The 19,502-nt window shown below is 71.5% G+C and carries 19 protein-coding genes and 1 pseudogene; 8 read left to right on the forward strand and 12 right to left on the reverse strand.

The annotated features are described in order from the left end of the window. Positions 1–83 precede the first annotated feature (83 nt). Complete coding sequence (locus tag M8542_RS12680; protein WP_257920306.1) at positions 84–2,021, reverse strand: primary-amine oxidase; 1,938 nt, start codon at positions 2,019–2,021, stop codon at positions 84–86. Between the two features lie 86 nt (positions 2,022–2,107). Here M8542_RS12680 and M8542_RS12685 point away from each other — a divergent pair, with 86 nt between their 5' ends. Next, positions 2,108–2,698, forward strand: coding sequence for a TetR/AcrR family transcriptional regulator (locus tag M8542_RS12685; RefSeq protein ID WP_257920307.1), 591 nt, complete (start codon positions 2,108–2,110; stop codon positions 2,696–2,698). Between the two features lie 253 nt (positions 2,699–2,951). After that, complete coding sequence (locus tag M8542_RS12690; protein ID WP_257920308.1) at positions 2,952–3,620, forward strand: DUF4190 domain-containing protein; 669 nt, start codon at positions 2,952–2,954, stop codon at positions 3,618–3,620. Between the two features lie 25 nt (positions 3,621–3,645). On the opposite strand, the gene M8542_RS12695 is transcribed toward M8542_RS12690, so the two are convergent. Further along, a complete protein-coding gene (locus tag M8542_RS12695) occupies positions 3,646–4,098 on the reverse strand; it encodes a glycogen operon protein GlgX (protein WP_257920309.1) in 453 nt (150 codons plus the stop codon). An 83-nt stretch (positions 4,099–4,181) separates the two neighbouring features. On the opposite strand from M8542_RS12695, the gene M8542_RS12700 reads away from it, so the two are divergent. Continuing rightward, the gene (locus M8542_RS12700; protein ID WP_257920310.1) at positions 4,182–4,922 is read left to right on the forward strand and encodes a TetR family transcriptional regulator; all 741 of its coding nucleotides are present in this window, start codon (positions 4,182–4,184) and stop codon (positions 4,920–4,922) included. Positions 4,923–4,937: 15 nt separating this feature from the next. On the opposite strand, the gene M8542_RS12705 is transcribed toward M8542_RS12700, so the two are convergent. From M8542_RS12705 to M8542_RS12720, 4 genes are all read right to left on the reverse strand, one after another. Continuing rightward, positions 4,938–5,393 carry a mycothiol transferase gene (locus tag M8542_RS12705; RefSeq protein ID WP_257920311.1) on the reverse strand — a complete coding sequence of 152 codons (456 nt, stop codon included), beginning with the start codon at positions 5,391–5,393 and terminating at the stop codon, positions 4,938–4,940. 83 nt (positions 5,394–5,476) lie between these two features. Then, a complete protein-coding gene (gene katG, locus M8542_RS12710; protein WP_257920312.1) occupies positions 5,477–7,744 on the reverse strand; it encodes a catalase/peroxidase HPI in 2,268 nt (755 codons plus the stop codon). A 26-nt stretch (positions 7,745–7,770) separates the two neighbouring features. After that, positions 7,771–8,193 carry a Fur family transcriptional regulator gene (locus tag M8542_RS12715; RefSeq protein WP_257920313.1) on the reverse strand — a complete coding sequence of 141 codons (423 nt, stop codon included), beginning with the start codon at positions 8,191–8,193 and terminating at the stop codon, positions 7,771–7,773. Positions 8,194–8,289: 96 nt separating this feature from the next. After that, a complete protein-coding gene (locus tag M8542_RS12720; RefSeq protein ID WP_257920314.1) occupies positions 8,290–9,192 on the reverse strand; it encodes an SDR family NAD(P)-dependent oxidoreductase in 903 nt (300 codons plus the stop codon). A 126-nt stretch (positions 9,193–9,318) separates the two neighbouring features. On the opposite strand from M8542_RS12720, the gene M8542_RS12725 reads away from it, so the two are divergent. Further along, positions 9,319–9,987, forward strand: coding sequence for a TetR/AcrR family transcriptional regulator (locus M8542_RS12725; RefSeq protein WP_257920315.1), 669 nt, complete (start codon positions 9,319–9,321; stop codon positions 9,985–9,987). 156 nt (positions 9,988–10,143) lie between these two features. Then, complete coding sequence (locus M8542_RS12730) at positions 10,144–10,884, forward strand: dienelactone hydrolase family protein (protein ID WP_257920316.1); 741 nt, start codon at positions 10,144–10,146, stop codon at positions 10,882–10,884. A gap of 734 nt (positions 10,885–11,618) precedes the next feature. Here the strand turns inward: M8542_RS12730 and M8542_RS12735 are convergent. Further along, positions 11,619–12,611 (reverse strand): annotated as a pseudogene (locus M8542_RS12735) (CotH kinase family protein); the annotation flags it as partial. 49 nt (positions 12,612–12,660) lie between these two features. Here M8542_RS12735 and M8542_RS12740 point away from each other — a divergent pair. From M8542_RS12740 to M8542_RS12750, 3 genes are read left to right on the forward strand one after another with little or no spacing between them, the layout of a single operon-like run. Beyond that, entirely contained in the window at positions 12,661–14,112 is a 1,452-nt protein-coding gene (locus tag M8542_RS12740; RefSeq protein WP_257920317.1) for an NAD(P)/FAD-dependent oxidoreductase, read from the forward strand. Beyond that, positions 14,109–15,143, forward strand: coding sequence for a hypothetical protein (locus M8542_RS12745; protein WP_257920318.1), 1,035 nt, complete (start codon positions 14,109–14,111; stop codon positions 15,141–15,143). Before M8542_RS12740 ends, M8542_RS12745 begins: the two co-directional genes overlap by 4 nt. Before the next feature lie 28 nt (positions 15,144–15,171). Beyond that, positions 15,172–15,774: a TetR/AcrR family transcriptional regulator gene (locus M8542_RS12750; RefSeq protein ID WP_257920319.1), complete on the forward strand. Its 603-nt coding sequence runs from the start codon at positions 15,172–15,174 to the stop codon at positions 15,772–15,774. 2 nt (positions 15,775–15,776) lie between these two features. On the opposite strand, the gene M8542_RS12755 is transcribed toward M8542_RS12750, so the two are convergent. From M8542_RS12755 to M8542_RS12775, 5 genes are all read right to left on the reverse strand, one after another. Further along, positions 15,777–16,241, reverse strand: a complete 465-nt coding sequence (locus M8542_RS12755) for an SRPBCC family protein (RefSeq protein ID WP_257920320.1) — start codon at positions 16,239–16,241, stop codon at positions 15,777–15,779. 39 nt (positions 16,242–16,280) lie between these two features. Further along, positions 16,281–17,366, reverse strand: a complete 1,086-nt coding sequence (locus M8542_RS12760; protein WP_257920321.1) for a YeiH family protein — start codon at positions 17,364–17,366, stop codon at positions 16,281–16,283. Further along, the gene (locus tag M8542_RS12765) at positions 17,363–17,494 is read right to left on the reverse strand and encodes a hypothetical protein (protein ID WP_257920322.1); all 132 of its coding nucleotides are present in this window, start codon (positions 17,492–17,494) and stop codon (positions 17,363–17,365) included. Before M8542_RS12765 ends, M8542_RS12760 begins: the two co-directional genes overlap by 4 nt. A 62-nt stretch (positions 17,495–17,556) precedes the next feature. Further along, positions 17,557–18,447, reverse strand: a complete 891-nt coding sequence (locus tag M8542_RS12770) for an alpha/beta fold hydrolase (RefSeq protein WP_257920323.1) — start codon at positions 18,445–18,447, stop codon at positions 17,557–17,559. Then, entirely contained in the window at positions 18,444–19,490 is a 1,047-nt protein-coding gene (locus tag M8542_RS12775; protein WP_257920324.1) for a tartrate dehydrogenase, read from the reverse strand. Before M8542_RS12775 ends, M8542_RS12770 begins: the two co-directional genes overlap by 4 nt. Positions 19,491–19,502 lie beyond the last annotated feature (12 nt).

Below are 19,502 nucleotides of genomic sequence, written 5' to 3' on the forward strand. Positions count from 1 at the left end.
GGGGAGGAGGGCGGAGAGCGGCCGGCGCACGGTGGTGCGTCAGGGGTTCGACGGCTCGCGGTCGTGGACGAGCCGCCCGGGGGTCATGCCGGGCCCGGGTGGTGGCAGTGCGCGTTCGCCGACGGCGGCACGTCCAGCGTCGGGTTGCGGTCGAAGAACCCGACCGGCTTCAAGGTGAATCCCGTGTAGTCGACCGGCATGATCGGCCAGTCCTCGGGCCGCGGCACGTGTGTGAGGCCGAAGGTGTGCCAGACGACGACGTCCTCGCCCGCCAGCGGCCGGTCCTGGGCCGCGTAGGCCGGCAGGCCGGCGCCGCCCGCGTGCTGGTTCACGAAGTCGCCCGCCGAATACCGCTCGGCCGGGTCGTACCGCGTGACCCACAGGTGTTTCGTGGCGAACCCGGCGCGGCTCGCGATCGAGGAGCGCGGGTCGGCGAGCAAGGTCGGCAGGCCCTCGGGGAGCAGCGCGTACCCGACCGGGCGGCCGAGCCGGTTCTCCCGTTCGGGGTTGACGATGTGCCACACCCGGTTGCGCGCCGGATCGGCGTCGCGCTGAGCTTCGGACTCCGTGGCCAGCACGGTCCGGCGGGTGGTGAAAGCGTTGCCCCGCGGGTTGCCCGGCCCGATCGGCACCCGCTCGACGTCGATCTCCTCGACCTGGTTGCGCACGCCGTCGACGGTCATGTCGAGCCGCGCGCTGAACAGGTGCTGGTGCAGCGGCGCGCCGAGGCCGGGCGCGATCTGGGAGGCGTACGGGTAGTCGCCGCCCTCGTGCGCCGAAGTGAACACGACGCCGGTCGCCTTGGCTTCGAAGGCGATCGTGCCGTCGAGGGAGAAGTACCAGTAGAAGCCGTAGTCGTAGTTGCCGACCGTGGTGAAGAACGAGACGACCAGCCGGCGCTGGCGCCGCGTCTGCGCCGAGCCGGACCAGATGTCCGTGTGCTTCCACAGGATCCCGAAGTCCTCTTCGTGGATGCAGACGGCGTTCGGGAGGGTCTTCGGCTCGCCGCGTTCGTCGGCGATCACCGCGTCGAGGTAGGTGATCTCGCCGAGGCAGTCGCAGCCGAGCTCGAGCGCGTTCGCGTACCGGCCGACGAGGTACTCACCGGTGTCGAAGTAGTTCTGCCAGGAGCGCACGGGCGCCGGGTCGGCGTAGGGCACGACCATTTCGGCGATGGAGGCGCGGTAGACGATCGGGCGTCCGTCGAAGCCGATCTGGTGCAGGACCAGGCCTTCGCGGGCGTCGAAGCCCACGCGCAGCGACCACTTCTCCCACGTGAGGACGTTGCCGTCGAGGTGCAGGCTGGACCCCTCGGGCTGGGTGATCTCGATCGGTTTCTGCGTGGTGCGCGGCGGTCCGCTCACGGCCGGGTCGTCGTAGTTGCCGGATTCGCGCGGCACGGGCACCGGGCCGCTGTCGATGACCCGGTCGACGACCTCGTTCATCGTGTCGACGTAGGCGACCAGCCCGTCGATCGGGTGGGCCCACGCGGAGTCGGTTGCCTTCTCCTGCAGGAAAGCCAGCCCGCGCAGGATCCGCCGGCCGGACTCCTCCGGGTATTCGTCGGCGTAGACGCCCGCCGAAAGCGGGGCCACCCGGACGTTCTCGACGGCGAGCCCGCGGGCTTCGAGTGCGGCGAGCCAGCGTTCGTCGGTGGCGAGCACCCGCTCGACCAGCTCGAACTCTTCGTCGAGCACGGGCAGCTGACCGGTCGTGCGGGTGTCGAGCTCTTGGCTGGCCACGACTTCGGCCGCGTCGACGTCGACGACGACGTCGCGCGAGACCTGCGAGTCGAGGTCCAGCAGCAGCGCGCGGAACCGGCGGCCCGCGCGCCCGGCGAGCACGTCCGCCTTCGGCGGCTCGTCGAGTCCGATGTAGACGAACCGGGTGCTTTCGGCGACGAGACCGGCCTTTTCGGCGGTGTCACGGACGGTCCGGATCTCGTCGGCCGTCACCGGGGCGAGCGGATGCTGGAGCATCGGCGTCCTCCTTGAGCGCGTGGCGGCAACTATACTGAACACCTGTACAAAATAAAGAGGGGTGAATGTCACGGCTGGGTCACGGCCTTACCCTGGGCGAACGAGCCGTCGGCGGAAAGAGAGCACCCGTGCCCAAGGTTGTCGATCACGACGCACGTCGTCGGGAGATCATCGGTGTGGTGTGGCGGCTCGTCGCCGAGGAGGGCATCCAGTCGGTGACGACCCGCCGGATCGCCGAGGCGGCGGGCTTCGCGAACGGCGCGCTGCTCTACTACTTCCCGAACAAGGACGCGGTCCTCATCGCCGCGTTCCAGCACATCTTCGACTCGACGAACACCCGCGCCGACAAGGCGGAGGGCGACCGCCGGGGCCTGGCCGGGCTGCGGACGCTGTGCCTGGAGATCATGCCGCTGGACGACGACCGCCTCACCGAGGCGCGGCTGGCGATCACCTTCTGGCAGCAGGCGCTGAACTCGCCGGAGAAGGCCGAGATGCACGCGGGCTTCATGAACCGCTGGCGGGTGGAGATGGGTGCCCGGCTCACCGAAGCGGTCGAAGGCGGCGAGATCGGGGAGCTGCCGAGCGTCGGCGCCGTCGTGGACGAGCTGATCTCGATGCTGATGGGGCTGCAGGTCCTCGGCGTGCTCTCGCCGAAGGAGGCGACGCCGGAACGGCAGCTCGCCCAGCTGGACGAGTTCTTCGCCCGGCTGCGTGGCTGAGGTTTCCGAACGGTCACAGTCGGTACTCCGAGCGAGTGAACTTGAAACTTCAATTTCTCACCCTGGGTAACGGCGGTGGGTCAGTCGCTGACTGGTTCTACCTGCGGTTTCACGGGGCTCGCCGGGCGCCTGAGTCTGGTTCGTAACCGGATGTGGGCGTTCGGGGCTGTTACGCGCCCGGCGCGCGCGACGACGGATGGCGCAGAGCGTGACCGCGTTCGGTCGCGTCCCGGATCCGCTGAAAGAGGCAACCGTGTCGTACGCCCCCATGCCGCCGTCGTCGGCGATGCCCGTTTCGCAGTACAAGAACGGCCTCGGCACCGCCGGGTTCGTCCTCGGCCTGGTCGGCCTGATCTTCGCGTTCATCCCGATCATCGGGGTGGTCGCGTGGCCGCTGACGATCCTCGGGCTGATCTTCGGCATCATCGGCACCCTGCGAGCCGGCCGCGGCCAGGCGAACAACAAGGGCATGGCGATCACGGGCACGGTGCTCTCGGCGATCGGCCTGGTCATCTGTTTCATCTGGACGGTGGCGCTGGGCGCGGCGGTCAGCGACACGGCGAACGGCCTCCCCACGCCGGCTGCCCCGGCAGCGGTGGCGGACGCGGGCGCGGCCCCGGCGAACGCGGCCCCGACCGCGGCGGCGGGCCGGCACACGGTGCTGCTGGAAGTCACCACGGCGGCGAAGTCGAACGTCCAGTGGAGCAGCGGGTTCACCGCGAACTCCCAGGCGGTGCTGGACAAGGGCAAGACGTGGAGCCAGAGCCTGACGATGGACGACCTGGCGTTCACGACGGTGACGGTGACGCCGGTGGACTACAAGCTGGGCAGCAAGGCGAACACGTGCAAGATCACGGTCGACGGGAAGACGGTCGCGGAGAACGCCAACGGCGTCGCGGCGCTGTGCACGTTCCAGCCGTGACGGCCGGGTGACGGGCCTGCTCCGCTCAGCGCTCCCGGGCCGGGAGCGCCGCGAGCACCGCGTCCAGGCTGGGGAGCCAGCGGCGGTGGGGATCCGGGGCCGTGAGCCACTCCGTCGCCACGTCCGTGCGGCGGGAGGCCGGCAGCGGCAGCAGCGTTCCCCACGCGAGCACGTCGATGTCCCGCGGCAGCGACGCGCGCGAGGGCAGCAGGCCGTCGGTCTCCGCGAGGACCGCCACCCGGCGGCCCTGCCTCGTCGGCAGGATCATCGCCGGGCCCTCGCACCCCGTCGCGGCCAGGCGGGCCAGCACCGGCGCCGCGCCCAGCTTGGGCAACGTCACCGCGCAGATCCCGTTCTGCAGCACCAGGAACGGGTGGTTCCCGCGCCACTGGACCGACCAGCCGAACAGCCGGCTGTAGTGGGTGTCGGCCGAGGGAGCGGCGGAGGAGATCGGGTGCACTTGCTGGTCGAGCGACATCGTCGGCGCCTTCCGCTCGGGGCTCGTGTGAGCATGCTAACGGCACTCAGTGCCGTTAGCAACCCGGCTGCTACCTTCCGTCCATGACGGATTCGCCGCGCCGCACGCCGGTCACCAGGGCCGGGGCGACCCCCGCCGGCCGGCGGCGGCTGCGCCGCGAACTCGCCTCCGCGGCCGTGGACCTGTTCGTGGCCAACGGCTACGAGGCGACCACGGTCGACGAGATCGCCGCTGCGGCGGGGGTCGGCCGCCGGACGTTCTTCCGGTACTTCGACGCCAAGGACGACGTGCTCTTCGCCAACCACGACGAGATCGTCGCGGAGATGGAAGAGGCCTTCGCCGCCGCGGACCCGGGGCGCGACCCGGTGGAGGTGGCCTGCGCGACCGTCGGCCTGGTGCTCGACTCCTACGCCGCCGAGCTCGACGTCTCCCTCAAGCGGTTCACCCTGACCCGCACGGTGCCTTCGTTGCGCGACAAGGAGGTCGCGACGGTCGACCGCTACCAGCGCGTGCTCGCGCGGTACCTGCAGGCGCGGTTCGAGGCCCGCGGCGACGAGATGGCGAGCCTGCGTGCGGCGATCGCGGCCGCGGCGATCGCGGCGGCCAACAACCATGTGCTCCGGCGCTGGCTGCGCAGTGGCGGCCACGACGACATCACGGCCACCGCGGCCGAGGCGTTCGCGCTGGTGATCGACGCGTTCAAGCCCGCCGGCACCGGTGAAGGGACGGTCGTCGCGGTGATGAGCACGGCGACGCCGCTGCACGAGGTCGTGGCGCAGGTCAGCGCGGTGCTGAGTGCCGGGGAAGGGTCTTCGGCACGCTGAGAGTGGCACTCAGTGTCACATGAGGACGTCCCGGGTCAGCTCGAGCTGCCCGTGGTGCTGGGCCAGCTCCTCGTAGACGTGCTGCAGCACGCCGCCCTGCGTGCGCGCCGCCGGAGTGCCGCGGTACTTCTCCGGCACCTCGCCCCGCGGCGGCGCCGCGGGATCCGCCACCGCCAGATCGGCGCGCAACCGCGCCTTCGCCGCCACGACCCGCTCGACCAGCCCGGCCACCGGCCCCGACGCCGTGAACTCGGCCGCCCGGTCGCGCTCGACCACCCGCCCGGCGACCAGCGCGCCGACCCAGAATTCGAGCACCCCGAGGCAGTGGGTGACGATCGCGAACGGCGTGTTCGCTCCCGGCAGCGGCGGCCGCCGGTTGGCCCGGTCATCGCCGAGATCGGTCAGGATCGTGGCCATCCCGTCGAGCGCGCGGTCGGCGAACCAGAGGTAGTCGTCTTCGGTGAGCTGCACGCACCCCAGCTTGCCAGGCGTGTCCGCTGACGAAGCCGGGCCCGGCCGATCACAGCGGATCGGCCGGGCCCGGGGAACAACGATCAGGCGAGGTCGAAGCGGTCGAGCTCCATGACCTTCGTCCACGCGGCGACGAAGTCGGCGACGAACCGCTCGCCGGCGTCGGCGCTCGCGTAGACCTCGGCCATGGCCCGCAGCTGCGAGTTGGAGCCGAAGACGAGGTCGACCGCCGTGGCGGTCCACTTCAGCTTGTCGGTGCTCGCGTCGAGGATCTCGTACACGTGCTCCTCGGTCTCCGAGCCCTTCCACCGCGTGCCCGGCGCGAGAAGGTTGCGGAAGAAGTCCGTGGAGAGCACACCCGGCCGGTCGGTGAGCACGCCGTGCGTGCTGCCACCGGCGTTCGTCCCGAGCGCCCGCAGACCGCCGAGGAGCACAGTCATCTCCGGCGCGGTCAGGCCGAGCATGTAGGCGCGGTCGACCAGCAGCACCTCCGGCTGGAGCTTCTCGCCGGCCCGCAGGTGGTTGCGGAACCCGTCGGCGCGCGGCTCGAGCACCTTGAACGAGTCGACGTCCGTCTGCTCCTGGGTGGCGTCGGTGCGGCCCGGGTGGAACGGCACGGTCGTCTCGACGCCGGCGTCGCGCGCCGCCTTCTCGACGGCGGCCGAGCCGGCCAGCACGATCAGGTCCGCCAGCGAGATCTTCGCGCCACCGGCCTCGTTGAACTCACGCTGGATGCCTTCCAGCGCCGAGAGGACCGTCGCGAGCTGCTCGGGCTGGTTGACCTCCCAGCTCCGCTGCGGCTCGAGGCGGATCCGCGCGCCGTTGGCGCCACCGCGCTTGTCGGTGGAGCGGAAGCTCGCGGCCGACGCCCACGCGGTCGAAACCAGCTGCGCCACCGAAAGCCCGGACTCCAGCACCTTCGCCTTGAGGGCGGCGATGTCGGCGTCGCCAACGAGGTCGCCCTCGACGGCCGGCACCGGGTCCTGCCACAGCTGCGGCTCGGCGATCCACGGGCCCAGGAAGCGGTCGACCGGGCCCATGTCACGGTGCAGCAGCTTGTACCAGGCCTTGGCGAACGCCAGCGCGAACTCGTCCGGGTTCTCCAGGAAGCGGCGCGAGATCGGGCCGTAGACCGGGTCGAAGCGCAGCGACAGGTCCGTCGTGAGCATCGTCGGCTTGTGCTTCTTGTTCGGGTCGAACGGGTCCGGGATGATCTCCGGCGCGTCCTTGGCGACGTACTGCTTGCCGCCACCCGGGCTGGTCGTGAGCTCCCATTCGTAGCCGAAGAGGATCTCGAAGAAGCGGTTGCTCCACTCGGTCGGCTTGTCGGTCCAGGTCACCTCGAGCCCGCTGGTGATCTGGTCGGGGCCCTTGCCGCTGCCGAGGGTGGACAGCCAGCCCAGGCCCTGCGACTCCAGCGGGGAACCCTCCGGCTCCGGGCCGACGTGGTCGTCGGCGACACCGGCGCCGTGCGTCTTGCCGAAGGTGTGCCCACCGGCGATGAGGGCGACGGTCTCTTCGTCGTTCATCGCCATCCGGGCGAAGGTCTCCCGGATGAAGTGTGCGGCCGCCTCGAAGTCCGCGCTGCCGCGGGGGCCTTCGGGGTTGACGTAGATGAGGCCCATCTCGGTCGCGCCGAGGTCCTCGACCATCTCGGTGTTGCTGGCGTAGCGCTCGTCGCCCAGCCAGTCGTCCTCCGGGCCCCAGTAGATCTGCTCCGGCTCCCAGGTGTCGACGCGGCCGAAGCCGAAGCCGAAGGTCTTGAAGCCCATCGACTCCAGCGCGACGTTGCCGGCCAGCACGAGCAGGTCGGCCCACGAGACCTTCTGGCCGTACTTCTCCTTGACCGGCCACAGCAGGCGGCGCGCCTTGTCGAGGTTCGCGTTGTCCGGCCAGCTGTTGAGCGGCGCGAAGCGCTGCGCGCCGTCCCCGGCGCCGCCGCGGCCGTCGTAGATGCGGTACGTGCCCGCGGCGTGCCAGCTCATGCGGATCATCAGGCCGCCGTAGTTGCCGAAGTCGGCCGGCCACCAGTCCTGCGAGCTGGTCAGCGTCTCGGCGATGTCCCGCTTGAGCGCCTCGACGTCGAGCTTCGCGAACTCCTTGGCGTAGCTGAAGTCCGGGCCCAGCGGGTTGCTCTTCGACGAGTGGGCGTGCAGCACCGTGAGGTCGAGCTGGTTGGGCCACCAGTCGCGGTTGGTCCGCGGCCGGCCCCCCGTCTTCGGCGTCGGGGAACCGATCGCCGGGTTTTCGCTCTCGCTGCCGTGCGAGGTCACCGAGTCGTGGGCCACCGGACAGCCGGCCGCCGCCTTCTTCCCGACGCCTTGCGCGCTGGAGTCCTGGGTGTCGCTCATTTACTTCCTTCCGAACTGGCGGATCATCAGGGGGTTCGTTCGGCCGCGCAGGCGGGGCACGTGCCCCAGTAGACGACCTCCGCCTGGTCGATCACGAAACCGTGGTCGTCCGAGGCGGTGAGACAGGGGGTGTGGCCGACGGCGCAGTCGACGTCCGCGATCGCTCCGCAGGAGCGGCACACGACGTGGTGGTGGTTGTCACCCACCCGCGACTCGTACCGCGCGAGCGCTCCGGCGGGCTGGATCCGCCGGATCAGGCCGGCGTCGGTGAGCGCGCGCAGGACGTCGTAGATCGCCTGGTGCGACACCGTTTCCAGGTCGGCGCGCACCAGTTCGATCACCGTCTCGGTGTCGATGTGCGGGTGGTCCCGCAGCGCGGCGAGCACGGCCAGCCGTGGCCGCGTCACGCGCAGCGAGGCGTCCCGCAGCTGTGCCTCGAAGTCGGACATCACCGGGGACCCTAGGCCGTTAACTGGAATGGGTCAAGTTCTGTCTCGTGTGTTCACCGGACCGTGGTGATCTTCCCTGATGACGGGTCCGCCGGCTCAGCCGACCGGGAACTTCACCGCCGTCAGCTCCTCCGAAACCGCCCACAACCGCTGCTGCACCGCCACGTCGTACGACTGCGGCGAGGAGGCCACCACCTCCGGTCGGCCCCGGTACCCGCCGGCCCCGGCCGGCCCGTAGTACTGGCCACCCAGTGCCGCCGGGTCGGTCGCCGCGCGCAGGGTCGGGAGGGCGCCGCGCTCCGAGCTCTGCGTGAACAGCGGCGCCACCACGGGGAACAGTGCCCGGGCGATCGCGGGGGAGTTGCGCATCAGCTCCGTGCGGGCCACGCCCGGGTGGGCGGCGATCGCCGCCGTCGTGCCGTGCGACGCCAGGCGGCGCTGCAGCTCGTAGCTGAACATCAGGTTGGCCAGCTTCGCCTGCCCGTACGCCGCGACGCGGTCGTAGGACTTCTCCCACTGCAGGTCGTCGAAGTGGATCGAGGCGCGGATGCGGTGGGCGATGCTCGCCACCGTCACCACCCGGGACCCCGCCACCGGCAGCAGCATGTCCAGCAGCAGGCCCGTGAACGCGAAGTGCCCCAGGTGGTTCGTGCCGAACTGCAGCTCGAAACCGTCGCGGGTGGTCTGGCGCGGCGGGTACATCACGCCCGCGTTGTTGATCAGCAGGTCGATCTTCGGCAGCCGGTCGTGCAGCTCGGCCGCGGCAGCGCGGACCGACGTCAGCGACGCCAGGTCCAGCTCCTGCACGGTGACGTCCGCGCCGAGGCGGGCCGCCGCCTGCTTGCCTTTCTCGACGTCGCGGACGGCCAGCACGACCTGCGCGCCGTGGTCGGCCAGCACCTTCGCGGTGTCGAACCCGAGGCCCGTGTTGGCCCCGGTGATCACGGCCACGCGGCCCTGCTGGCTCGGGACGTCGTGGTCGGTCCAGTTCCTGCTCATGGTCGGCTCCTCGGTCGTGGCCCTTGCGGACCGGCGGTCTGTTAACTCCGACGCTAAGGAACCTGCGGTCTGTTGTCAAGAGACTGGCGGTCTGTAAATTCCGGCGCGGGGCGATACGCTGGGCGCATGACGTTCCAGCGAGCGCGCAGCGCGGAGCAGCGGGAGGAGCGCCGCCGCACGATCCTCGACACGGCGCTGGCCATGCTCGACGAGATGCCGGTGGCCGAAGTGAGCCTCAACGAGCTCAGCCGCCGGGTCGGGCTGGCCAAGTCGAACGTGCTGCGCTACTTCGAATCCCGCGAGGCCGTGCTGCTCGAACTGCTCGACCGGGCGCTGCGCGGCTGGCTGGCCGAAGTGGCCGGCGAACTCGCCACCGGCGTCGAGCCCGGCCTGCCAGCGAAGGAGCGGGCCGAGAAGTTCGCGGCCGTCGTCGCGCACTCGCTGGCCGCCCGCACGGTGCTGTGCGACCTCATCGGCGCGCAGGCCGGCGTCCTGGAGCACAACGTCTCCGTCGACGCCGTCGTGGGCTTCAAGCGCTCGGCGCTGGCCGGCCTGGAGTCGATGGCCGAGCTGGTCCGCCGCCACGTGCCGGAGGTCGGCGCCGAAGCGACGTCGGTGTGCTTGCTGGCGATGATCCTCACCGGCGGGCTGTGGACGCACTGCCGTCCCTCGCCCAGCGCGCTCGCCGCCTACGCCGTGGATCCGGCGCTGGCCGCGTTGCACCTCGACCTCGCCCCGGCGCTGGAACAGGGGCTCGGGTTGCTGATCGCGGGCGCGATGGCGCGCAACGCGTAATCGACTTCCGTCGCGGGCTAAGCTTTCCTCGATGACTACCGGGACGGCCTCGCGCCACACACGGATCGGTGACCCGGTGCTCTGCTGAGCGCCGCGCGGGCTCCGCCCGGTCGGGTTGATCACAGCTTCGCAAGATCAACCCCGACCGGAGGACCCATGCCCACCCTGCACGTTCCCACTCCCGACGGCGAAGCCGACGCCTTCGCCGCGTTCCCCGACCGCGGCGGGCCGGGGGTGCTGCTCTACCCGGACGCGTTCGGCCCGCGCCCCGAACTGGCCGCGCGGGCCCGCGAACTGGCCGGGCACGGGTATGCCGTGCTCGTCCCCAACCTCTACTACCGGCGCGGCCCCGCGCCGGTGGTGGACCTGCCCGAGCACATCGGGGAGGACGCCCGGCCCGAGGTCATCGCCCGGCTGATGCCACTGGTCCAGGAGCACACGCCGGACCGCATCCGGCGAGACGCCGACGCCTACCTGCGCTTCCTCGGCGACCGGCCCGAGGTCACCGACGGCCCGGTGGCGGTGGTCGGGTACTGCATCGGCGGCGCGCTGGCCCTGCGCACGGCCGCGGCGTACCCCGGCCGGGTGGCGGCGGTGGCCGGCTTCCACCCCGGTTTCCTGGTCACCGACGAGCCCGACAGCCCGCACCGCCTGCTCTCGGGGCTCACCGCGGAAGTCCACCTCGGCCTCTCCGAGAACGACATGTCCGCCGAAGCGGCCGAGGAGCTCGGCAAGGCGCTCGACGAAGCGGGAGTCGTGCACACGATCGAAACCTATCCGGGCACCGTGCACGGCTTCACGATGTCCGACACCGACGCCTTCGACCCCGCCGGGCTGGCGCGGCACTGGGATCGCCTGCTGGCCTTGCTCGGCCGCACCCTGGGAAATCGGGCCTGACCCGGGTCGCGCTGGCGGCCGCGCGCTCCGGCGATCAGGAGAAGTACAGCCTCGACGGCGTGACGTCTTGGTACACCCGCGGTTTCCCGCCCGCGGTCGGGTCCGGGCCGAACACCGCGGCCGCGCCGGTCCGGACGCTCGTCAGCGTGAAACAGCCGCTGAACGTGAATTCGTCGCCGGCCGGGTCGATCGGGGTGACCGCGAACTCCTCGGCGTGGCCGGTGTTGTCCGCCGGGCAGGTGCGGAGCAGCTGGTGCCCGAGGTCCGACGTCGTCGCGCTGGCGTGCAGGAACTGCCCGGACGCCTTGCTGGTGACCGACTTCCCGGTGCCGAGCTCGCCGAAGGACCAGAGATCCGTGTCGTCGGTGCCGGCCGGCCGGGGCCGGTGGACGACCTCGAACTTCGTCGTGCTCGCGCACGTACGCGCCATCGGCGCCCGGCAGGCCGGCGAAGAGGTAGCCGGCGGAGGTGGCGAGCCGGAGCTGCTTGCGCAGTTCCGTGACCCTCGTGGGCATGCCGGGCACGCCGAGCTCGGTCAGCAGCGCCGCCATCCGCTCCAGCGACGGCCGCAGCACCTCCTGCTGGATCTTGGCGCCGAACACGGTTTCGCGGTACGCGCGGATCTGGCCGGCCAGCTGCGCGCGGCGGCCCGCGTCCCCGCGCACGAGCTTGGCGAGCACGCCGGCGGTGTCGAGCCGGAAGTGGCGGGCGGGCTGCAGCGTCTGGTCGAGGCCCCACGGGATCAGCTTGAACTCGACGTCGGCCAAGCCGGGCACCGCGACGGCGTCGACGTCGTTGTAGACGTAGGTGTTGTTGGTGTTGCGGGAGTAGCCGTCCCAGTGCTTGAGGAAGAACTCCATCGCGTAGAGCTTGACGAACTGGTCGAGGTCGAAGACTTCGCTCGCGCCGGCCAGCCCGTGCGCGGCGACGTGGTCGATCGCGAACTTCAGGTCGGCCTTGTCCTCGAACCGCGACAGCGACTCCACTGCGATCATCGGGAACCGCGCGCCGACGAAGTCGTCCTGGTGCTCGAGCTCGTACAGGTTCCCCTTCGAGTGCCGGAAGTTGCGTTCGATGTAGCGCGGCATGACCGGTTCGACGTTGACGAACACCCCGGGGCTGTCGACCCCCGCGACGCCCTGCCCGATCGGCGTGCCGTTCACGAGCACCCGGGCGAAATTACCCCGTGAGAAGGGCAGCCCGGCGAGCTCGAACAGCGCGTACCCCAGCAGCTGCCGGAGGTAGGACGGATCCTGCACGGAGTTGTCGAGCGTCAGGTACCGCGAGCCGAGCAGGCTTTGCGCGGCCGCTTTGTTCGCGTCGCGGAACTTGGCGAAGTCGATGTGCAGGCACGGCTTGTCGTTGCTGAACGACCCGCAGAACGACTTCTTCTTGATCCCCACTTCGCCGAACGCCGTCCGGGCCGGGAACCTCGTCCCGGAGATCTCCACCGAGGCCGCTTTTCGCCAGGTGAACCGGCTTCCGCCGGCCCAGTCGAAGTTGCACCGGCCGCCGGCCGGTGCTTCGGTGCGCCGCACCGCCGCGATCCGGGGAGGAATTGTCCTCCGCCGGTCAGTGTGCGACCGGATCGGCGGCCGGAAAGGGGGCGAAAATGTGGCGGCGAAAGCACTTCGGCGTTGGTGTATCACCCTTTTTCCGGCGACGCGGTGAGCGGGTCCCGCGCCGCCGCCGGCCGGGGGAGCGGGGTTGACAGGCTCCGACCTCATTCATACATTCGACGTCACTTTGTATGATCGACGTGGGGAGTTGGTCCGCATGCGGCTCGGCACGACGGCCGTCGTCCTCGGTGGCAGTGCCGCCGGCCTGTGCGCCGCCGGCGCGCTCGCCCCGCACTTCGACCGGGTGCTGGTGCTGGAACGCGACGTGCTGCCCGCCGGGGCGGAGCACCGCCGCGGCGTCCCGCAGAGCAAGCACCCGCACTTCCTGCTGAACTCCGGCCGGCGCGCGATCGGGGAGCTGTTTCCCGCCTTCGAGGACGACCTCGTCGCCGCGGGCGGGCTGCACCTGATGCCGTCGATGGACGCCGCCTACCTCGGCGGCGAGGGCTGGTCGGCCCGCAAGCGCAGCGCGATGACCATGGTCTACAGCTCGCGGATCCTCATCGAGCGGGTGCTGCGCGACAAGGTCCGGGAGCTGGCGAACGTGGAGATCCGCGAAAGCACGGCGGTGACCGGCCTGAGCACGCGGGACGGCCGGGTCACCGGGGCCGGGATCCGCACACCGGCCGGGGAAGAGCACGTCGACGCCGACTTCGTGGTGGACGCGATGGGCCGCGGCTCCGCGGTGAGCGGCTGGCTGGTGGCGGCGGGCTGGCCGGAACCGGAGGTGCGCACGCTCGACGCCAAGGTCACCTACACCTCACGCTGGTACGACCTCCCGGCGCGGCGGCCCGACTCGTGGTGGTGGCGGCACCTGGTGATCATGCCGACGCCGGACAAGGGCGAGCACCCCGCCGAGCACGAGTACCTGGTCAACTTCTTCCCGATCGAGGGCAACCGCGTCATCGCGTGCATGGGCTCGTGGGGCCTGGACATGCCGCGCACCACCGACGCCTTCGTCGGGACGGCGCGCCGGGTGCGGACCCCGCTGTTCGCCGCGGCGATGGACCGGTGCGAACCGACGTCGGAAGTCCACCTGACCCGCTCGACCGGCAACAAGTGGCGGCGCTACGACCGCCTGCGCACGCCGCCGGAAGGCCTGGCCTTCGTCGGCGACTCGATCTGCGCGTTCAACCCGTTCTACGCCCAGGGCATCAGCTCCGCGGCCGGTTCGGCGTTGCTGCTGCGCGAGCACCTCGCCCGCGCCGGGCGGCTCGACGCGAAGTTCACCGCCCGGTTCCTCGTCGCGCAACGCAAGCTGCTCGGCGTGCCGTGGAGCCTGGCGATGGCCCGGGACCAGGGGTACGCCTGCGCGGTGGGGACCGAGAAGGCCCCGGAATGGCGGCGGCGCCTCCTCGCGGCGGCGTCCGCGCCGGCGTTCGGTCTCATCGTCGGCGCCGCGCGGGAGGACGACGTCGTCGACGAGCACTTCGCGAAGGTGTTCAACCTCGACGAGTCGCTGGGGGAGATGCTGCGGAACCCGCGGGTGCTGGCGGGACTCGTGCGCTACCGCGTCCGCGCGGCGCTCGGCCGCCACCGGGTGCCGTCCGGGTTCGACGCCCAGGCCGAACCGCCGGCGACGGACTACTCGCCGGCCGTCGCGCGATGAGCTTGGCGTGCGGGGCGGACGCCGAAGCCGTGACCCGCGGCCTCGGCTTCGACTGCCACGACGTCGCGCCGGTGGTCTCGGTCCGCCCGCCGTGGGACCTGGCGCACTGGACCATGCCGCTACTGGAGGTGCTGATCGTCGGCGGCGCCGTCTTCGCGCTGGCGCACGCCGTCCGCCGCCACCACGCGGGCGACCCGGTGAACCTGGCGCTGTGGTGGGCTTCGCTGGTCTACCTGTTCGTCACCGAGCCGCCGCTGTACTTCCCGGAGTGGTTCGGCCTCGACGAGCTGTACGGCTTCATCTTCGCCCACAACCTGTTCACCGTGCAGTTCATGGGGGACCGGCTCCCGCTCTACATCGTGGCGTTCTACCCGGCGATCAGCCAGCTCGCCTACGAGCTGGTGCGCTCGCTCGGGATCTTCCGGCAGCGCGGCCCGTTCGCCGGGTCGGTCGCCGTGGCGTTCGTGTGCCAGGTGTTCTACGAGGTCTTCGACCAGCTCGGCCCACGGCTGAAGTGGTGGGCCTGGAACCCGGGCAACGACGTCGTCAACCACCCGGCGCTGGCGTCGGTGCCGATGACCAGCATGCTGCTGTTCGCCTCCGCGTCCTTCGGCGCGCTGACGTACCTGGTCGTGCGGCTGACCGGTGGTCCGCGCCGCGGCTGGTCGCTGACCCTGCGCACCGTGGCCGCCGGGGTGCTCACGCCACTGGCGATGGCGATCGCCGGTATCCCGTCCAGCTTCTTCGACGGGCACGTCGAGGCGCAGGCCTGGATCCTCGGGGTCGAGCTGGCCGCGCTCTGGGTGGCCGGCGCCTGGATCGTCTTCCGGGACACCGCCGACCGCCCGCCGCCGTCCGCCTTCGCCCGCGTCTACCCGGCTGTCTACCTTGGCGTGCTGGCGGTGTTCTGGGTCGTGGCGGACGGCACCGGCCCGGCCGGGAGCCTGCCGTACGCGCTCGCCTGTTTCGCCGGGGCCGCGGCGGTGCTGGCGACGCTGTACCGGAAGGTGCGGGCACCTGCGCCGAGCTGAGCCGACGCGCTCGGGGAAGATGGGCCGCATGGGGTACCACGGATGGCAGGGCAACCCGCCCGGCACCCAGGACGAGGCCCGCCGCCGGATCGTCGAAGCGGCGACGGCGTGCCTCGACCGGGCCGGGCTGGCCAAGACCAGCCTTTCCGACGTCGCGGCGGAAGCCGGCGTGACGCGGCAGACCGTCTACCGCTACTTCCCGAAGCTCAAGGACATCCTGCGCGCGGTCGCGCTGGCCGGCGTCGAGGAGTTCGCCGGCCGGATGGAACGTCACCTGGCCGCCTTCGGCACCCCGGCCGAAGCGGCGGTGGAGTCGGTGGTGTTCGCGGTCCGGACGGTCCCCGGCGAGCCGTACCTCGGGTTGCTGCTGCAGGCGGGCGAGGCCGACTTCTTCACCGACGGCGTGCTTTCCCCGCTCGCGTTCTCGTTCGGCGCGGGGATCCTGCGCAATGTCCCGGTGGACTGGGCCGCGGCCGGCGTCGAAACGGACGAAGACCTCCAGGGCCTGGCGGAAGTCCTGATGCGGCTGTTCATGTCGTTCCTGCAGCACCCGTCGACCGCGCCGCGATCGGACGACGACCTGCGGGCACACCTCCGGCGGTGGATCGGGCCGGCGCTGCGGGAACCGTGAGCTCAGCCGGGCGGAACCAGGGCTTCGGCCAGCTTGGCCACCGACGCGTGCAGCCCCTCGCGGTCCACGACCGGCAGGTGGGCGAGCATGCTGGTGTGGGTGAAGGCCGACCAGTCGTAGGTCAGGCTGACCGCCGTGCAGTGGTCGCCGGCCGGTTCGAGGCGCCACGTCCACGTGTGGCCCGCGGGCGGGTGCCCCGGTTCGGCCGGCGCCCAGCCGAGCGCGCGGTCCGGCTCGAAGGTGACGACGTGGTTGGCGACCTGGTGCGCACCCTTCAGCGCGTTGTGCATGTTCATCACGAAGACCTGCCCGGCGTGGGTGATCGGGCCGGGCGCGGCGGCGCCGCGGATCATGCCGCTGGTGTCCAGGGCCCGGTGGTGACCCGGGTCGGCGAGGTGGGCGAACACGCGCGCCGCGGGCGCCTGGACCAGCCGGGTCGCGGTGATGACGCGGGGTTCGCTGCCCATGGCGCCCACTCTGCCCCACCCGGGCCCGGACCGCAGCCGTCAGCCGAACGTGAACCACTGCGACGTCAGCAGCACCAGGCCGAGTGAGCACGCCGCCACCACGACCAGCCCCAGCGCCGCCACCACCAACGGGCGGAAGCCGCTGCGGGCCATCTGGCGGAGGTCGAAGTTCAGGCCCACCCCGGCGAAGCACAGCAAGAACGCCCACTTCGACAGGTTGCCGAGGCTGGTCACCTCGGCCTTCGTGAACACGTGCGCCGTGGCCAGCGCCGACACCGCGATGAAGCCCAGCACGAACTTCGGGAACGTGCGCCACACGAACGCCGCGCGTTGCTTCGGTCCACTCGCGACAGCCGTGCCGCCCCGGGTGGACCAGTACGCCGCGTACCCCAGCACCACCAGACCGATCAACGCGTTCCGGGTGCTCTTCACCGCCACCGCGACGTCCTGGGCGTGCGGCGAGTACGCCGCGCCGGTCGCCGTCGTCTCCGCGGTGTTGTCCACCGCCAGGCCCGCCCACAGCCCGAACTGCGTGTCGGACAGGTTCAGCGCGTGCCCGATCAGCGGGAAGGTGAACAGCGCGACCGCGCCGAGGGCGAGGATCGCGGCGATCGCGTAGCCGGAGTCCTCGTCGTCGGCGTTGATCGAGCCCTTGCCCGCGATGATCGCCGAGACACCGCAGATCGACGTCCCGATGGCCAGCAGCGACGACAACCGCCCGCCGAGCTTGAACGCCTTGCCCACCAGGAGGATCACCGTCGTCGCGACCGCCATGTCGACGAGGATCAGGCCGAGGCTGAGCCCGCCGAGCTTGGCCAGGTCGCCCAGCACGAACCGGGCGCCGAGCAGCACGATGCCGATCTTCAGCCAGAACTCGTAGGTGGCCACGCCGGGCCGGAACGGCGCCGGGACGCCGATCGTGTTGCGGATGAGCAGGCCCAGGATGATCGCCCACAGCACGTATTCGACGTCGGGCAACGCGGTGCCGGTCGCCTTGCCGATGCCGCGCACCCCGTTCTGCGCCAGGGTGCCGACGATCCCGACCGCGACGAGCAGCAGCAGGCCGGGAACGTAGCGGAGCACGGGGAGCGCCGTCAGCTCGCGGCGCGTGGCGGTGCCGGTCATTTGACGAGGAAGGTGACGGTCGGCAGCAAGCCGAACGCGGCCAGGAGGACGAGCACGGCCGCGACGGTCACCGCGGCCCAGTCGGCGCTGATCCGGCGCGCCGGCTTCGGATCCGAATCGGGGCTCATGACCGCAGGACTTTAAGGCCCGGCAAGGCGGTTGGCCCGCGCGTCCAGCCGGTGGGACGCGCTCACCGGCGCCCGGCGAAGAACTCCCCGAGTGCGGCGGCCACCAGCTCGGGCCGTTCCTCCGGCAGGTAGTGATCACCCGGCAGGGCGCGTCCTCGCACATCGCTCGCGTACCCGCGCCAGACGTCGAGGACGTCGTAGCTCCGGCCGACGAAGCTGTGCTCACCCCACAACGCGAGCAGCGGCGCCGCGATCAGCCGGCCGGCGTCGGCCTCGTCGTGCTCCAGGTCGACGCCCGCCGCCGCGCGGTAGCCCGCGCAGGACGCCGCGACCGCCGCCGGGTCCGAGAAGCACCGGACGTACTCGGCGACGGCGGCCGGGTCGAAGGGGGTGCCGCCGTGGTGGCGGGCGTTCATCCGCGCCGTGATCCAGAACTCCGGGTCGGCGCCGATGAGGTGTTCCGGGATCCCGTTGCCGGCCGCCAGGAAGAACCAGTGGAAGTAGCCGAGCCCGAACTCCTTGCCGGCGTGCTCGAACGCGTGCCGGGTCGGGACGATGTCGAGCACCGCCAGCGCCGACACGGCTCCGGGCGCGTCGAGGGCGAGCCGGTGACCGACCCGCCCGCCGCGGTCGTGGCCCGCGACGCCGAACCGGTCGAAGCCGAGCGCGCGCATCACGAGCAGCTGGTCGCGGGCCATCGCGCGTTTCGCGTACTCGGGCTGGCCGGCACCCGGCGCGGGCTTGGCGCTGTCGCCGTACCCGCGCAGGTCGGCGAGCACGACGGTGTGCCGCGCGGCCAGCACCGGCGCGACGTGGTGCCAGATCAGGTGGGTCTGCGGATAGCCGTGCAGCAGCAGCACCGGCGGTCCGTCGCCGCCCACGGCGCAGTGGATCGTCACGCCGTCGGCGTCGATCGCGTGGTAGGTGAAGGAACCGGGCAGGGGAACGCTCACCGCAGTGCCTCCAGGACCGCCTTCGTGAACGTCTCGGTGGTGGCGGTGCCACCGAGATCGGGGGTGCGGACGCGGGTGTGCGCGAGGACGTCGCCGATGGCCTGCTCGACTTCGGCCGCGGCCTCGGCGTGGCCGAGGTGGTCGAGCAGCATCGCCGCCGTCCCGATCGCGCCGAGCGGGTTGGCGATGCCGCGCCCGGCGATGTCCGGGGCGGAGCCGTGCACCGGCTCGAACATCGACGGGAACTCGCCCTCGGGGTTGAGGTTCGCCGCCGGGGCGATGCCGATGCTGCCGGCGACCGCGGCCGCGAGGTCGGACAGGATGTCCCCGAAGAGGTTCGACGCGACGACCACGTCGAAGCGCGCGGGATCGAGGACCACCTTGGCGCACAAGGCGTCGATGTGCTCGGCGTCCCACGTGACACCCGGGTGGTCCGTCGCGGTCTCCGCGACGATCTCGTCCCAGAACGGCATGGTGTGGACGATGCCGTTCGACTTCGTCGCCGAGGTCAGCCGGCCGCGGCGCGCAGCCGCGAGCCGGAACGCGAAGGCGGCGACGCGGCTGGTGCCCGCCCGGGTGAAGACGGCTTCCTGGACGGCCAGGTCGTGGCCGAGCCGGCCGCCGATCTCGCTGTACTCGCCCTCGACGTTTTCGCGGACGACGACGAGGTCGACCTCACCCGCCCGGGCCGCCCGCACCGGGCTTTCGACGCCGGCGAAGACCTTGACCGGGCGCAGGTTGACGTACTGCCGGAAGCCGCGGCGGATCGGGATGAGCAGGCCCCACAGGGAAACGTGGTCGGGCACCGACGGGTCGCCGACCGCGCCGAGGAAGATCGCGTCGTGGTGGCGGATCCGGTCGAGGCCGTCCTCGGGCATCATCGCGCCGAGCTCGGCGTAACGGCGGCAGGACCAGTCGAACTCGTCGTAGGCGAAGCCGACGCCGTGGCGCTTGCCGACGACGTCGAGCACCTGACGGGCGGCCGGGGTGACCTCCCGGCCGATGCCGTCGCCGGGGATGAGGGCGATGCGATGCGTGACCATGCCGCTGATGGC

It is taken from the genome of Amycolatopsis iheyensis, from assembly GCF_024703995.1.
Lineage (GTDB): Bacteria > Actinomycetota > Actinomycetes > Mycobacteriales > Pseudonocardiaceae > Amycolatopsis > Amycolatopsis iheyensis.

Coding starts and splice junctions, on each gene's coding strand:
- M8542_RS12695 (WP_257920309.1), bottom strand. CDS start 4,098: ATGTCGCTCGACCAGCAAGTGCACCCGATCTCCTCCGCCGCTCCCTCG.
- M8542_RS12700 (WP_257920310.1), top strand. CDS start 4,182: ATGACGGATTCGCCGCGCCGCACGCCGGTCACCAGGGCCGGGGCGACC.
- katG (WP_257920312.1), bottom strand. CDS start 7,744: ATGAGCGACACCCAGGACTCCAGCGCGCAAGGCGTCGGGAAGAAGGCG.
- M8542_RS12715 (WP_257920313.1), bottom strand. CDS start 8,193: ATGTCCGACTTCGAGGCACAGCTGCGGGACGCCTCGCTGCGCGTGACG.
- M8542_RS12720 (WP_257920314.1), bottom strand. CDS start 9,192: ATGAGCAGGAACTGGACCGACCACGACGTCCCGAGCCAGCAGGGCCGC.
- M8542_RS12725 (WP_257920315.1), top strand. CDS start 9,319: ATGACGTTCCAGCGAGCGCGCAGCGCGGAGCAGCGGGAGGAGCGCCGC.
- M8542_RS12730 (WP_257920316.1), top strand. CDS start 10,144: ATGCCCACCCTGCACGTTCCCACTCCCGACGGCGAAGCCGACGCCTTC.
- M8542_RS12740 (WP_257920317.1), top strand. CDS start 12,661: ATGCGGCTCGGCACGACGGCCGTCGTCCTCGGTGGCAGTGCCGCCGGC.
- M8542_RS12745 (WP_257920318.1), top strand. CDS start 14,109: ATGAGCTTGGCGTGCGGGGCGGACGCCGAAGCCGTGACCCGCGGCCTC.
- M8542_RS12750 (WP_257920319.1), top strand. CDS start 15,172: ATGGGGTACCACGGATGGCAGGGCAACCCGCCCGGCACCCAGGACGAG.
- M8542_RS12755 (WP_257920320.1), bottom strand. CDS start 16,241: ATGGGCAGCGAACCCCGCGTCATCACCGCGACCCGGCTGGTCCAGGCG.
- M8542_RS12760 (WP_257920321.1), bottom strand. CDS start 17,366: ATGACCGGCACCGCCACGCGCCGCGAGCTGACGGCGCTCCCCGTGCTC.
- M8542_RS12765 (WP_257920322.1), bottom strand. CDS start 17,494: ATGAGCCCCGATTCGGATCCGAAGCCGGCGCGCCGGATCAGCGCCGAC.
- M8542_RS12775 (WP_257920324.1), bottom strand. CDS start 19,490: ATGGTCACGCATCGCATCGCCCTCATCCCCGGCGACGGCATCGGCCGG.